General features: G+C 46.8%; 12 protein-coding genes. 4 read left to right on the top strand and 8 right to left on the bottom strand.

Features of this window, described 5'->3' with window-relative positions:
* Window positions 1-133: 133 nt before the first annotated feature.
* Window positions 134-562 carry a heavy metal-responsive transcriptional regulator gene (locus tag AACV78_RS04970; RefSeq protein WP_194074273.1) on the bottom strand — a complete coding sequence of 143 codons (429 nt, stop codon included), beginning with the start codon at window positions 560-562 and terminating at the stop codon, window positions 134-136.
* Between the two features lie 161 nt (window positions 563-723).
* Here AACV78_RS04970 and AACV78_RS04965 point away from each other — a divergent pair, with 161 nt between their 5' ends.
* Window positions 724-1482 (top strand): fused MFS/spermidine synthase, encoded by a 759-nt coding sequence (locus AACV78_RS04965; protein ID WP_194009072.1) that lies wholly within the window; start codon window positions 724-726, stop codon window positions 1480-1482.
* 422 nt (window positions 1483-1904) lie between these two features.
* Here AACV78_RS04965 and AACV78_RS04960 read toward each other — a convergent pair whose 3' ends face one another.
* From AACV78_RS04960 to AACV78_RS04950, 3 genes are all read right to left on the bottom strand, one after another.
* Window positions 1905-2333 (bottom strand): heavy metal-responsive transcriptional regulator, encoded by a 429-nt coding sequence (locus AACV78_RS04960; RefSeq protein WP_194009071.1) that lies wholly within the window; start codon window positions 2331-2333, stop codon window positions 1905-1907.
* A gap of 111 nt (window positions 2334-2444) precedes the next feature.
* Complete coding sequence (locus AACV78_RS04955) at window positions 2445-2741, bottom strand: hypothetical protein (protein ID WP_194009064.1); 297 nt, start codon at window positions 2739-2741, stop codon at window positions 2445-2447.
* A gap of 511 nt (window positions 2742-3252) precedes the next feature.
* Window positions 3253-3423, bottom strand: coding sequence for a hypothetical protein (locus tag AACV78_RS04950; RefSeq protein ID WP_194009063.1), 171 nt, complete (start codon window positions 3421-3423; stop codon window positions 3253-3255).
* Between the two features lie 166 nt (window positions 3424-3589).
* On the opposite strand from AACV78_RS04950, the gene AACV78_RS04945 reads away from it, so the two are divergent.
* From AACV78_RS04945 to speA, 3 genes are all read left to right on the top strand, one after another.
* Window positions 3590-4180: a DUF3611 family protein gene (locus tag AACV78_RS04945; RefSeq protein WP_194009062.1), complete on the top strand. Its 591-nt coding sequence runs from the start codon at window positions 3590-3592 to the stop codon at window positions 4178-4180.
* A 233-nt stretch (window positions 4181-4413) separates the two neighbouring features.
* Entirely contained in the window at window positions 4414-5556 is a 1143-nt protein-coding gene (locus AACV78_RS04940) for a helix-turn-helix domain-containing protein (protein WP_194009061.1), read from the top strand.
* Between the two features lie 255 nt (window positions 5557-5811).
* The gene (gene speA, locus AACV78_RS04935) at window positions 5812-7821 is read left to right on the top strand and encodes a biosynthetic arginine decarboxylase (RefSeq protein WP_194009060.1); all 2010 of its coding nucleotides are present in this window, start codon (window positions 5812-5814) and stop codon (window positions 7819-7821) included.
* A gap of 224 nt (window positions 7822-8045) precedes the next feature.
* On the opposite strand, the gene AACV78_RS04930 is transcribed toward speA, so the two are convergent.
* From AACV78_RS04930 to AACV78_RS04915, 4 genes are all read right to left on the bottom strand, one after another.
* Window positions 8046-9206, bottom strand: coding sequence for a nucleotidyltransferase family protein (locus AACV78_RS04930; RefSeq protein ID WP_194009059.1), 1161 nt, complete (start codon window positions 9204-9206; stop codon window positions 8046-8048).
* 310 nt (window positions 9207-9516) lie between these two features.
* The gene (locus AACV78_RS04925; protein ID WP_194009058.1) at window positions 9517-10329 is read right to left on the bottom strand and encodes a segregation/condensation protein A; all 813 of its coding nucleotides are present in this window, start codon (window positions 10327-10329) and stop codon (window positions 9517-9519) included.
* A 646-nt stretch (window positions 10330-10975) separates the two neighbouring features.
* Window positions 10976-11803 (bottom strand): DUF3153 domain-containing protein, encoded by an 828-nt coding sequence (locus tag AACV78_RS04920; protein WP_194009057.1) that lies wholly within the window; start codon window positions 11801-11803, stop codon window positions 10976-10978.
* Window positions 11804-12131: 328 nt separating this feature from the next.
* A complete protein-coding gene (locus tag AACV78_RS04915) occupies window positions 12132-13436 on the bottom strand; it encodes a metallopeptidase TldD-related protein (protein ID WP_194009056.1) in 1305 nt (434 codons plus the stop codon).
* Between the last annotated feature and the right edge of the window lie 39 nt (window positions 13437-13475).

Below are 13475 nucleotides of genomic sequence, written 5' to 3'. Positions count from 1 at the left end.
CAACGGCAAACTCTGCGAAAACAGTTAAAAGCTCAAAGCGATCGCTCGAAACACCAAACAAACCACAAAACAACCAAGCAAGGGAAGGAAACCCATAATTCCTTCCCTTTTTTTTGTATCTTTTTGCCGTTGCTCAATCCCGCTGAATGTTCGGACAAATCGTGCTACTAATCCGATCGCGCGAGGGTTGCTCTTCCCAGTAGTTGAGAATACCTTGCAACTCCCCTTTCAAAGTTTCTAAAGCTGCTATTTGCCCGGAAATTTCCTCTACCTTCAAAATTAGATGCTGTTTTGCTTCAGAGCAAGGCAAGTCCCCCCGATCGCGAACTTGTAAAATATCCTTAATCTCCTGAAGGCTCAAACCCAGAGTTTTAGATCGTTTAATAAACGCCAATCTTTTGAATACTGCCTCGCCAAACAACCGATAACCAGCGGGCGATCGTTTTACCGCCGGAGACAACAAGCCCATTTGCTCGTAGTAGCGAACAGTTTTCACAGACAAACCGCTACAGGCAGCTACGGAGCCAATTTGGTATAATTTCTCGGCAACAGAAATATTCATTAACCAAGCCTCAAAAATCGAGCAGCGAAAGACTTTTCTGGTCAGATCTCGATACGGCCTCAGCCCTAGAAAGTCGATCGCCACATTCCAGAGTGCCATTGCGCGATCGACTTAATAAGGAGGATTTTTCTTAGACACGTTGTTGAGCGTGGGTAACTGAGATCGAGAAGACTGAGGAGGAAGATAGTATTCGGTCAATTCTAGATCTCAACAATCCACTAAATTTAATCTTTCCCTATGCCAGAGCAATGATGCTAGCATTAGTCTGGAAAAATTCACCCCAAAAAATATATATAATCGGCTTTGGCGGTGGCAGCATTCCCAACTATTTTCACCACTATTTCCCTGATGCGATCGTCGAATGTACAGATATTGACCCCATAGTAGTCGAAGTCGCTCAAAAGTTTTTTGGAATTCAATTAGACGATAAACTAAAAGTAACCATTCTAGATGGTCGCGAATATCTTGCCGAACAAAATACCACCATAAAAAATGATATAATTCTTGTGGATGCTGGTTTTGGTAGCGGCTATATGCCTTATAAATTGGTGACACAAGAATTTTACCAACTCTGCAAAACTCGTTTGTCAAGCGCGGGTGCTGTAGTTGTCAATTTGTTCCACAAGCAAAAGTTTAATGCGGCGGCGGTGAAAACTCTTCAAAGTGTGTTCGCACAAGTTTATTTATTCAATTTAGACCAGGGTAACACCATTGCGATCGCGACTAACGCTCCCGATTTAACTCAAAATGAAATCTTTTTGAAAGCAGAAATTATTCAAGATTTTTATAATTTAGAATTTTCCTTAATAGAATTGTCGCTTCAGCTCAAAAAAGTAGCGCAATTGCCGGAATGGGTAAACAATTGGGATACTTTGCCAATTTTTACCGATGCTGCAATTCCGGCGGAATATTTCGATTAATAATTTCCCGCAAACAACTTTAATTGTAGGGTGTGCAACGCGCACTATCACGCCTCCGGGCGCTTGTAGGCGCAGCATCACTATAGCAAGTAGCAAGTCCAATCAGTCAACGATCGATACTAGCAAACATCTGTCTAAAAAATACTTGACACTGAAATTGTGGCGGTGTATTATAAAAGTAGTGTAAAAAAACAACAACATGAGACTAAAAAGTTGGGAGTCTCCTCGCAGCGAGGGCAGAAACTCCAAAGGTAAAGGCGGATCGGCCAGTGCTCGACAGCTCAAAAAGCAACGGCAAACTCTGCGAAAACAGTTAAAAGCTCAAAGCGATCGCTCGAAACACCAAACAAACCACAAAACAACCAAGCAAGGGAAGGAAACCCATAATTCCTTCCCTTTTTTTTGTATCTTTTTGCCGTTGCTCAATCCCGCTGAATGTTCGGACAAATCGTGCTACTAATCCGATCGCGCGAGGGTTGCTCTTCCCAGCAGTTGAGAATACCTTGCAACTCCCCTTTCAAAGTTTCTAAAGCTGCTATTTGCCCGGAAATTTCCTCTACCTTCAAAATTAGATGCTGTTTTGCTTCAGAGCAAGGCAAGTCCCCCCGATCGCGAACTTGTAAAATATCCTTAATCTCCTGAAGGCTCAAACCCAGAGTTTTAGATCGTTTAATAAACGCCAATCTTTTGAATACTGCCTCGCCAAACAACCGATAACCAGCGGGCGATCGTTTTACCGCCGGAGACAACAAGCCCATTTGCTCGTAGTAGCGAACAGTTTTCACAGACAAACCGCTACAGGCAGCTACGGAGCCAATTTGGTATAATTTCTCGGCAACAGAAATATTCATTAACCAAGCCTCAAAAATCGAGCAGCGAAAGACTTTTCTGGTCAGATCTCGATACGGCCTCAGCCCTAGAAAGTCGATCGCCACATTCCAGAGTGCCATTGCGCGATCGACTTAATAAGGAGGATTTTTCTTAGACACGTTGTTGAGCGTGGGTAACTGAGATCGAGAAGACTGAGGAGGAAGATAGTATTCGGTAGCAGGGGCGGATTGTTCGGCTCCAGAGCGGTAAATTTGCCACCAGCGGAGGGCCATCGCCACCCCAGCAGTACCAAGCCCAAAAGCCAACAAAGAACCGCTAGCGCCGATGCTGCCGATCGCTGCATCGACAACGCCCACCGTCACAATAAAGCTGGTAATTGGCTCTTTACGGTAAGCAGACCTCAAAAGTCGCGTCCATGAAGCATTCATTTGGTTTTACTCTGTTCTATATTTATTTACAATCTCTAAAACTTAGAGTGGGCGGTGCGATCGGGATTTCTAGCTGAGACTAGCTTCACCTAAATTAATCTGCTCCCCTGTGGGGAATTGTACGGGAGCGAGGCTAAATTGCCAAGCCTGTCAAATCAAAATTTCACCCGAAATATCGCTCCCAAAGCTAGCTCTTGCATTCTCTAAACCGATGTTTCTCGATTGACAAGTCGCTGGGCCTGTTCTAATTAATATTCTAATCAATTCCCGAAGTTGTCGCGGTCAGCAGGGTGACACCCTTGCGAGTGACAGTCCAGACCAACTGTGAGGCTGAGGGGCCCACAAACTGATATCAGCCCCTGACGCTAGCTCAGGGTAAATCCCCAAATTTTAGACTTTTGTTCCTCCTCCCAGATGAATCTGTGGAGTCAAATCTAAAATCTAAAACTTGTGAGCCAGCGAAGCCGAAGTATCTAAAATCTCAAATCGACTGACCGCGCCATTGCTAAAATTAGGTGAGACCTAACCAGGCCAGCAACCCCTGCCCTGTGACATACTCGATAATTACAGTTAGGGAAAAACCGATCATCGCAGCTCGACCGTTAAGGCGTTCCGCGTAGCTGTTAAAGCCAAACTTTGGTTGTTCGAGTTTGGGAGTGACGGTGGGTTGTAGTTGTGCCATTGCTTTATATACCTTGCGATCGACGCTGTTCAAATGTGAAATCGAATGTCAGTTACAAATCTTAAACATTTCTGCTTCCATTATAAAGAGGGTTAACCGCCATCAACCGTCCGCGCTAAAAAAAACTGCTGCTAACTCAAGCCACTTAATTATATCCGCTGAAAATATGACCAATCAGTTAGATACCGATAAGCCTCCTGTAGCCGTACAGCGAGTTGCCTTTGCCCTTCGTACAGCAGGCTGGATTTGCTTCTGGATGCAGTTAGTGCTAGCGGTGGTAGCGGCGATCATTTTGCTCTTTGCCATCCCCTTCGCCATCCCTAGCGCCACCGCTGCTGCCCGCTCAACCAGTGCCGGCACCGGTGGCGGTGTATTTTTTGCAATTTGCGGGCTGGCAGTTCTTGGTTACAGCGTATTTCGCGCTTGGGGTTTCACTCGCTTGTCGAAACAACTGCGATCGCCCGCAGGCGCTGTCCGCCCCAAAAAAGCAGACACCATCAAACAGGTTCAGTTGACTTTGATCGGCAATTTGTCAGGACTGCTGCTGACGCTGATCGGTGCAGAAGCCATCAGCGGCACGCTTTTAGCCAAATCTCTAGCTCAGCCGCAAGCTTTGTTCGGTGCCGCCGTCGATTTCAGCAGATTTATTCAGCCTTTGGACATATTTGTGGTATTGGCAAATACTCACGCCACGGTGGCCCACTTTGTCGGAATTGTCGGATCCCTTTGGTTGCTCGATCGCATCCACAAAATCTAAAAAATTGTAATCGGTAATCGGTAATTGGGAATTCTTTCTCTCTCCCCCGATCGCCCTCCCGAATCAATGCGGACTCAAGTCCGAACGATCGAACCTCTCCCCCGATCCTCCTCCCAAATTGATGCGGACTCAAGTCCGAACGATCGAACCTCTCCCCCGATCCCCCTCCGGAATCAATGCCAAGCTGTCGAAGAACTTATTCAGATACCTTCTAGCAAGACAACACAAACATCATGGCACTGAAACCCGAGGCTTATTTTGGGGTGACAGATCACGCAACTATTGAAATTTCTCAAGAAAGTTTTCGTTCTGTCCTCGGTCAAATAGAAGCTGAACTCCTCTGTAGCGACACCTACAGCCACGCTCTAGCTAGCTTGCAAACCATGTTGGGCGAAGCAGCATCTGCAGCCGAAATTTTAATTAGAGCCGTTAGCAGAGAAGCTGTCAAGCTGGCATTTGACAGGTTTGGCAAACCAAACAACACGGAAATCCAAGTTGTAGAAGAGACTTTCGCTGCTGCAACTTCCGCCGCCCTATCGGTTAGAGAATTAGAGCCGTCAGTACCCGATCCTGTGTTCTATTGGCGCAGCGCTGCTGTGGAAGCGCCCCCCCAAACCGAGGTCGAGACTGAAGATGGCGAGACAGAAAATCACTCTTCACAAGAAGAACAACCGGCGCATCAAGACGAAATTAAATTTGAGTCGGCTGCACCAGCAACTGTCATCGCCCCTGCAAAATCCTTTCCGGGGTTCGGTTTTCTCAACAAGACCAAAAAACTCACCAAGGAAGAAGAAGCAGCAATCGCAGTTGAACAGCGAGAAGAGTCTCTGCGGGAGTTGGGTATAGAGTTACGCAAGGGGCGACAAGTTCGATCGCTATCCCTCCAACAACTCCACAGTCAAACTCTCGTCCCGCTGCACCACATTGAGTCGATCGAAAATGGGGAAATTGAGAAACTGCCCCAGGATATTTACGTTAGAGGTTTTATCCGCAGGTTGGGCGATGCCTTGGGACTAGACGGCACCGCGATGGCGAATGCTTTGCCCAAACCGGCTCCGAGTCTGGTAATTGCTAACACCTATTTGTCTGTTTCTGACTCGGATTCAGCCGACGGATTTCAAATGCGTCCCGTGCATTTATACCTCGGTTACACCGCTTTGATGGCTGGGGCGATCGGGGGTGTGGGTTGGCTGTCGCAGCAACCTGTAGTACCGGGCGCCAATGCAGTACCTGAGCCGCAGGTGAAACCGCCCGCCTCTGTTGCGCCGGCTCCGAAGAGCCAAGAAAAAGCGCCTCAGCCGGGTTTGAAGAAGTCTCACAACGGGGCGATGATTGTGGGGGCTGACATGGCACCGCCGGAGGTGATTTTTGGTTAGAGTGTGTCGGGCGATCGATCGCCCGACAGCACTCGTGGCGCACGTAAACTGGGAAACCGGATTTGCGAGTTTACATCCATTCCTACATACAGCTTGAATATTGCGGTTCGATCGCGTGGTGAGGTATGCCCGGTTTGGCCACGGCGGCCTCTGCCCTATGCCCGGTTTGGCCTAGTGAATTTTCCACTGCATCAGGAAACCCGATATCTGGGATAGACTATCTATTTGACCACTCATTTCGAGGTTTTCAATAAGATGAGCTCCCCAGCTACCGTTGCTTCCTCCGATACCGAGTCGCTATCGACTCAGCCACCAACAGTCACGAGTTTGGTTCCTTCAGACGGTGCTTTGGTAGCCGCTGCTGAACAGCCACAAAAATCTTGGACAATAGAAGATAGCGAGAAACTATACCGCATTCAAGGCTGGGGCGAACCCTATTTTTCGATCAATGCCGCCGGTCACGTTACAGTGTCTCCCAAGGGCGATCGCGGCGGTTCCCTCGACTTGTACGAACTGGTTGAATCGCTCAAACAGCGCAATTTGGCTTTGCCCCTGCTGATTCGATTTTCCGATATTTTGGAAGATCGGATCGATCGCTTAAATTCCTGTTTTGCCAGAGCAATCGCTCGCTACAGTTACAAAAATGTCTATCGCGGCGTCTTTCCAGTCAAATGCAACCAGCACCGACAGTTAGTTCAAGATTTGGTGCGTTTCGGTCAACCCCATCACTTCGGACTGGAAGCCGGCTCAAAACCAGAATTAATGATCGCTTTGGCGACTTTGAAAACCCCTGGCGCTTTGTTGATTTGCAACGGTTACAAAGACCGCGAATACATAGAAACCGCAATTTTGGCGCAGCGGCTAGGGCAAACTTCCGTGATTGTGCTGGAGCAAATTGAGGAAGTAGGACTCGCAATTGCCGCCAGCATTGCATTAAAAATTAAACCTGTTTTGGGAGTGCGAGCCAAACTCACTACCAAAGGCGTTGGCCGCTGGGGAGGTTCCACGGGCGATCGGGCAAAATTTGGCTTGACAATTCCAGAAATTATCCGCGCCGTCGGCGAACTAGAACAAGCAGGAATGCTCGACTGTTTGCAGTTGCTGCACTTCCACATCGGCTCTCAAATTTCCTCAATTAGCGTCATCAAAGATGCCATTAGAGAAGCCAGCCACATTTATGTAGAATTAGCTAAATTGGGAGCTAATATGAACTACTTGGACGTAGGCGGCGGGCTCGGCGTTGACTACGACGGCTCTAAAACAAATTTCCACACTTCCAAAAACTACAATATGCAAAACTACGCAAACGACGTAGTAGCGGGAGTGAAAGATGCCTGCGACGAGCGGAAAATTCCTGTACCAATTATCATCAGCGAAAGCGGGCGGGCGATCGCATCTCACCAATCAGTTTTAGTTTTTAACGTACTCGGTACTAGCGATGTCCCCAGAGAAATACCAGAACCAGTAGACGAAAACGCGCATCTTATTCCGCGCAATCTCTACGAAATTTACCAATCAATCACACCAGAAAATTACCAAGAAGTCTATCACGATGCGATCCAATTTAAGGAAGAAGCAGTCAGTTTATTTAACTTAGGCTATTTGGGAATTGCGGAACGGGCAAAAACCGAACAGTTGTACTGGGCTTGCTGCGATAAAATACAGGCGATCGCGCGGCAAAAAGAATACGTTTCGGACGATTTGGAAGACCTAGAAAAGGTGATGGCGTCTATTTATTACATCAACCTATCTGTTTTCCAGTCAGTACCAGACAGTTGGGCAATCAATCAATTGTTCCCAATTATGCCCCTTAACCGACTCGACGAAGAACCTACTGCGCGCGGTATTTTAGCCGATATAACCTGCGACAGCGACGGCAAAATAGACCAATTTATCGATTTGCGAGATGTCAAGCCGGTTTTGGAACTGCATACTCTCAAGCCGGGAGAACCTTACTATTTAGCGCTATTTTTGGGAGGTGCTTATCAAGAAATTATGGGCAACCTTCACAACTTATTTGGCGATGCAAATACAGTTCACATTCAGCTAACGCCTTCTGGCTATCATATCGAGCACGTGGTGAAAGGAGACACTATGAAAGAAGTCCTCAGCTACGTACAGTACGATTCAGAAAGCTTGGTTGAAAGCATTCGCCGTCAGACAGAAGCAGCTTTGCAGCAAAATAAAATTACTCTTTCTGAAGCCCAACTTTTGCTGCAAAATTACGAACGAAGTCTGGGCCAGTACACCTATCTTCAGTCGTAATTAATCATATCGCGTCCGATCGATAGGTTTGTAGTGCGGACTTTAGTTCGCGTTTTACGGACTAAAGTCCTCACTACAAGATTTTTACTCGTTACCAGCACCTTACCTTTAAAAAATACCCACTATAGCGGTTCGATCGCGTGGTGAGGTATGCCCACGGAGGCTACGGAGGCCTATGCCCACTCCTAGCACCTGATGTTACGCTCGAAAGGCTATACCAATTATTAAAGATTACCGAGAATTGCTGCGATCGCCCGCCGCTCTTCTCCGTGTTGAGTAGGTAAAACTTGGCGAGCGTCAGTAATCAGCCAATCGAGCGCCGCTTCTTGCAAATCGATCGCAGCTCCGGTTTTGTCAACGCAATAGCGCCCGAACACCAGTTTGTCAATCAAGCGCACCTCTGGGCCTAAACGGGAATACTCAAAAATCACACTGTTTTGCACAGTCGCCCCGCTGCACACCCAACAATTTGGGCCGATCATTGTCGGGCCCACAATTTTTGCTCCATCCTCAATAATGGTCATCCCGCCAATGTAAACAGGCCCGGTAATATCAACCTTATCCCAGTTCACAGCCACATTCAAACCAGCGTAAACGCCGGGGCGCACTTCAATTCCCGGAATTGAAACATTTTTAATTTCTCCCAACAGCACGCTCTGAATTGCCCGCCAATAGTCAGGAACTTTGCCGATATCCACCCACTCAAAGTCCATGCTAATTCCGTAAAACGGAGCCCCTGCTTCTACTAACGCGGGGAATAACTCGGAACCGATATCGTACTCCTTACCCGAAGGGATGTAATTGAATATTTCCGGTTCAAAAATATAAATCCCAGTATTGATGTCGGTACTCAGAGCTTCTTCTACAGAAGGTTTTTCTTGGAAAGCTTTAATTCTGCCAGAATCGTCTGTCACCACCACTCCGTAACTGGGAACTTGTTCCCGAGGAACAGATTTCATCACAATAGTAGCGATCGCCCCTTTTTCCCGGTGCCACTTCACAGCAGCAGTCAAGTCCAAGTCAATCAAAGCGTCCCCGCACAGTACCACAAAAGTATCATCAAAAAACGGTGAAAAATCCTGAATCCGTTTCATGCCGCCAGCGGAACCGATGGCTTCTCCAATCATTTTGCCGTCTTCAATCCGCCCTTCAAAAGAATAGCCAATTTGTACCCCAAACTTTTGACCGTCTCGGAAATAGTTCTCAATCACGTCGGCCAAGTGAGAAACATTGACCATAATCTGATCGAACCCGTGCTGGCGGAGCAATTCAACCAAAAATTCCATCACTGGCTTTTGCAGGATCGGAATCATCGGTTTGGGTATTGTCTGAGTAATGGGACGGACGCGAGTGCCTTTACCGGCCGCCAGAATCATCGCTTTCATTATTAACTTCCTCAACCCTCTATTAATTGATATCAACTCAACACTTAGATGCTAGCGGTTGCGATCGGTGCGATCGCAGCACAATCCCGACTTGTTTATAGGCGACATCGTACCAGGCTATTAATGATTTATTCCCTATTTACTAGATTTAAAAAATCAGGTATCGAGAATTAACCAGAACTTCGCAATCTGGCTGTCCGCGTTTCATACTCAGCCTTAGAATGTCGGCGAGCAAGGTTCTGCCTAAAGTCTTAACCGACGCAGGGGGAGAGTTATTGGTTTCCCCAGTTGACTACCATGCCGTTTCAGTTCACAGCGGTCGGATTTTGAGGTCTTGGTAAAACTCCTCTTGAAGCAACTCTACTTTAGACTGAGCCGACAGCAACAATAACGCCCAAAAAACACCCACGCGGTCATGATTTGGCAAGTGAACTTCTCCAGTCGATAGCGGGGACTCGGCGTCAACAGGAGAGTGCAAATCGTGATGGCGCCAAAGTTCCAGAAGTTCTTCCAAGTCGAGCCAACCCTCATCAATTTCAGACCCGCGCCCTGTCAGAAGCCGTTCTAGTTCGCTAGCAGTTTCCACAAGATTTTCTTGGTGAGCTAGCTCAAAAATAGCCTGGGCGGCTTGCGATCGCATTTTTGAGGTCGGGCGGCGGCGAGGAGCAACTGTCTGCTCCATTGCTGCTTTCATAAGCTGCAACTGCTCGATTAGTTCCGGGAGAGTCACCGGGCGTTTTTGTGGGAGTTGAGCGACACCGCGACGGCGCAATTGTCGCTCCAAATGCTGCGGCAAATGTCGCCCTCCCGAATGCTCTGAGTCTTCTAGCGCGGCCTCGTCGAATTCAGGATTTGCGGGGGGTTCAGAGAGAACGATACTTTCTGCTTTGAGCAGCACCAGCATTGAAGCGTACAAAAACGCTTGACCCGAATGGGACAAATCGGAGAAATCCGTACCCCTATCGGCATCGCAGGCGTTTGTCAGTTTGCTCAAACATCGATCGAACACTTCAATGACTTGCACGTCCCAAGGATTGATTTCTCCCCGTTCTGCCAAATCAATTAAAATTGCGATCCCCTCAGAAATCGTTTCTAAACCATTTTCGTCTCTGGAAACAACCATTCAATTTTAGATTTTAGATTTTAGATTTTAGATTCTTTGATATCAAATCCTCTCTTCATCGGAATAGTAAATTCAGGCGTTGACTGTTGACTGTTGACTGTTAACTGTTAACATCATGTATGAGTGCAACCGGAATTGATACGACTTCGCTAGCGAACAACTTTTAGATTTTAAACTGATACATTTACCCAGAAAAAAACAGATTTTTTTATCCTAAATTGGATCGTTACCAGGAAGAGCCTGGTAATGCAAATCCAGAGTATCTACCTCCTTATTATCTCGCAACTTGCAGGAAAGAAAACTGTAAGAGGTGCTTAAGTTATTAAGTTTTCTATCCTAAGCAATACTTCGGAAAGTTTTTTAAAGCCTCTGGAAGCTTTACAGTGCAAGCCTTCACATTTTTAATCTTTTTTTCAAACTTAAGGCTCAACTTAAACTTAGAAAAAATAGTCCACACTATAGCCAGCATGGGTTTCAGATATTGGATCGGGCCTAAGACTGTCCGAAGTATTTTCCTAGATAAAGTTCGCAGTACATCAGTCAGCGTCCGTAACTTAAGAGCAAACGGTCATCCGCACTACGAACCGTTTTTGTTATGGTAATCAACCGGACACGATATGACTCGCCCCGCTCAAATATATCCTCTTTAGGCTTGGCCGAGGTTTTGCGGTTTCTTCCCGATTCCGAGTCCTGGCAATATTTGATATTTCAAAGCAACGCCCGCCGCTACAAATAAGGCAATAATTAACGCCCCTATTCCTACGGGACTCGGAATCCAGAATGTCGCCTCCAAATAGTTAATTTCCCCTGGTTTAAGCTTCCAAACTAACTGCTTTCCTTCGCGGTAAATTTCGGGTACGAGCGCACCGGCGACAGTTTCCATACTTTCTGCGCCCCAAGGCGTGTTCAAGCTAAATTCTAGCTCCAAAAGTCCCCCCGGACTCAGTAGCAAACTGCCGTTTGAGGAAAGCAGAGAAAGAGAGCGCAAATCCAATTCCAAACTCAACCGATTTCGCAGCACCAATAACAAATTATTCTGCTTGACATCCATGTGAGATTCAAACTTCGGTAAATCGGTTTCTAGCTTACTGGCGACGGGATGATTTTTGGTGGTTTGTGCGATCGGATTGTAGAATTTGTTGAACTTGTTTTGTAACTCGGTTCCATTATTAAAAGGAATAGTCACCCTAACTTCTGTCTCGGAAAGCCGTTTAGTTTTTCCGTTCAGCAACTTCACCCGCTGTTCTACGCTATTCAACCAATCTCCAACAGTTTCGCTGCTGAAGCTGGTCAACTTTTCCCCCAGTTTAATGTGCTGGACAATTTCGCCGCGAGTTTGACTTTGAAAGTTGACTCCGACATCGTACTGAACACATCCAGTCACTAGAGTTAAAAGGCAAAAAACAAAAGGTAAAAGAAAGAAAAAGTGCTTTTTCTTCTTCCCAGTTCCATCCTTGACATTTTGCTCTTTCATTGTACCTTTTCCCTATTTTTTCCTATTTGCATGACTTAGCAAAGCGATAATTTGCCGACACAGTTTCTGTTTTTTTCTGACAACTCTCGACTTATATCAAATCCTCTCTCGATCGGAATAGTAAATTCAGGCGTTAACTGTTGACTGTTGACTGTTAACAGTTAACATCATTCCGATGCAACCGGAAACGATATTACGCACTGCGGAATAAAAACCCGGTTTCTTAACAGTATTGGCGATTTCACCGACGGTTTTTGGTAGAAACCGGGTTTTTGGGGCCAAGCGTCATCACATTTTTATGGCAAAAGTTTTTCTAGGAACACTCAACTTATTGCCTTGAAGCGACACCCAACTGTTGAAACAGCATACTCGGCAAATATGCCGCACCGCCTACCCATTCGGCTTCGCTGCTCAAATCTGCCAAATTTTTAAAGGCTTCAAAAATGCTGCCTGCGACCATTGTATTCTTGACGCGACCGACAATTTTGCCTTTTTCTACTTTATAGCCTAAGTCTAAATTGACTGAAAATTCTCCTGCTAATTGATTGGATTGACCGGCACCTAAAACTTGCTCTACTATTAGACCTTCGTCCATGCTAGCAATCAAGTCTTGGATGCTGGTGTTTCCTGGGGAAATGCAGAAGTTAGTCAAATCAGGGCCTGGGCGCGACAATCCACCGCGAAAACCGTTGCCGGTTGATTGTACACCGGCGCGAGCGGCCCACCTGCGATCCCAGTAAAATCCGGTGACTGTTCCTTTGTCAATCAAGGTTTTGCGGGTGGTGGGCGTACCTTCGTCGTCGAAGGGACAGGCGGAAGGGCCTAAAGTTGGGTCTTCAAAAAAGGTGAAGCGTTCGTCAAATAAGGTTTCGCCGATTTTGTCGGCTAGGGGAGAGGCTTTTTGAACGACTGCTTGACCTGAAAGGATGGTATCAAACAAACTTCCTAATGTGCTGGCGGCGGCTCTGGGGGTGAACAATACTGAATAGGAACCGCTGGCGATGGTGGCTGGATGTTCGGCGAGGCGGTATTTTTCGAGGAGTGATTGGAGGATGCTGTTGGTGTCGATCGCCCGATCGCGCGCGACATCGTAACTGTATGCTTGCATAAAGTCTTCTCCTTTGACCAAATTTCCGGCGATCGTCCCGCTGACTATTTGGCTGCTTCTTTCGGCATACACATCTCGCGTCGTGGCAATTTTGACGCGGCCGCTGCGGACGTGAAAGCCTACATCTACCATAATATCGGGATTGTAGGCGTGAACTTGCTCGATAAGGTTTTTGCCGTTTTCGACTAATTCGGCAGTTGTGGGCGGAGTGTAGGTGGTTTCCGGGCCTTTTAGGTGGAAGTTGGAGGCGAGTTCAAATTCTGCGGGGTCGCCGATTTCGGCAGTTTGAATGGCTGCATCGACTAAATCGTCTATCCGGGTTAAGTCTGTGGAACTAGCAAAGCCGATTTTGCCGTTGTGAATCAGCCGGAGTGCTACGCCTTGCAGTGCTTTGGTTTGCAGGGATTTGAGGCGATTGTTTTCAAATTCGATCGGCGTGTCTTGACTCGACAGGTAGTATACTTCAGCGGCCGAGGCTCGCTGACTTGCCAATTTCAATATCTGTTCTATGGTGGAATCGCTCACAATAATCGCCTTTGAGGTTGGTCTTTGTTTTATTTTAGC

It is taken from the genome of Tychonema sp. LEGE 07196, from assembly GCF_963890365.1.
Classification (GTDB): Bacteria; Cyanobacteriota; Cyanobacteriia; order Cyanobacteriales; family Microcoleaceae; genus Microcoleus.
This window is presented reverse-complemented; position numbering and strand designations above follow the sequence as displayed.

What these genes read in the sequence shown, in the direction of transcription:
- AACV78_RS04970 (WP_194074273.1), bottom strand. Translation starts at nt 562, where the DNA reads ATGAATATTTCTGTTGCCGAGAAATTATACCAAATTGGCTCCGTAGCT.
- AACV78_RS04960 (WP_194009071.1), bottom strand. Translation starts at nt 2,333, where the DNA reads ATGAATATTTCTGTTGCCGAGAAATTATACCAAATTGGCTCCGTAGCT.
- AACV78_RS04955 (WP_194009064.1), bottom strand. Translation starts at nt 2,741, where the DNA reads ATGAATGCTTCATGGACGCGACTTTTGAGGTCTGCTTACCGTAAAGAG.
- AACV78_RS04950 (WP_194009063.1), bottom strand. Translation starts at nt 3,423, where the DNA reads ATGGCACAACTACAACCCACCGTCACTCCCAAACTCGAACAACCAAAG.
- AACV78_RS04945 (WP_194009062.1), top strand. Translation starts at nt 3,590, where the DNA reads ATGACCAATCAGTTAGATACCGATAAGCCTCCTGTAGCCGTACAGCGA.
- AACV78_RS04940 (WP_194009061.1), top strand. Translation starts at nt 4,414, where the DNA reads ATGGCACTGAAACCCGAGGCTTATTTTGGGGTGACAGATCACGCAACT.
- speA (WP_194009060.1), top strand. Translation starts at nt 5,812, where the DNA reads ATGAGCTCCCCAGCTACCGTTGCTTCCTCCGATACCGAGTCGCTATCG.
- AACV78_RS04930 (WP_194009059.1), bottom strand. Translation starts at nt 9,206, where the DNA reads ATGAAAGCGATGATTCTGGCGGCCGGTAAAGGCACTCGCGTCCGTCCC.
- AACV78_RS04925 (WP_194009058.1), bottom strand. Translation starts at nt 10,329, where the DNA reads ATGGTTGTTTCCAGAGACGAAAATGGTTTAGAAACGATTTCTGAGGGG.
- AACV78_RS04920 (WP_194009057.1), bottom strand. Translation starts at nt 11,803, where the DNA reads ATGAAAGAGCAAAATGTCAAGGATGGAACTGGGAAGAAGAAAAAGCAC.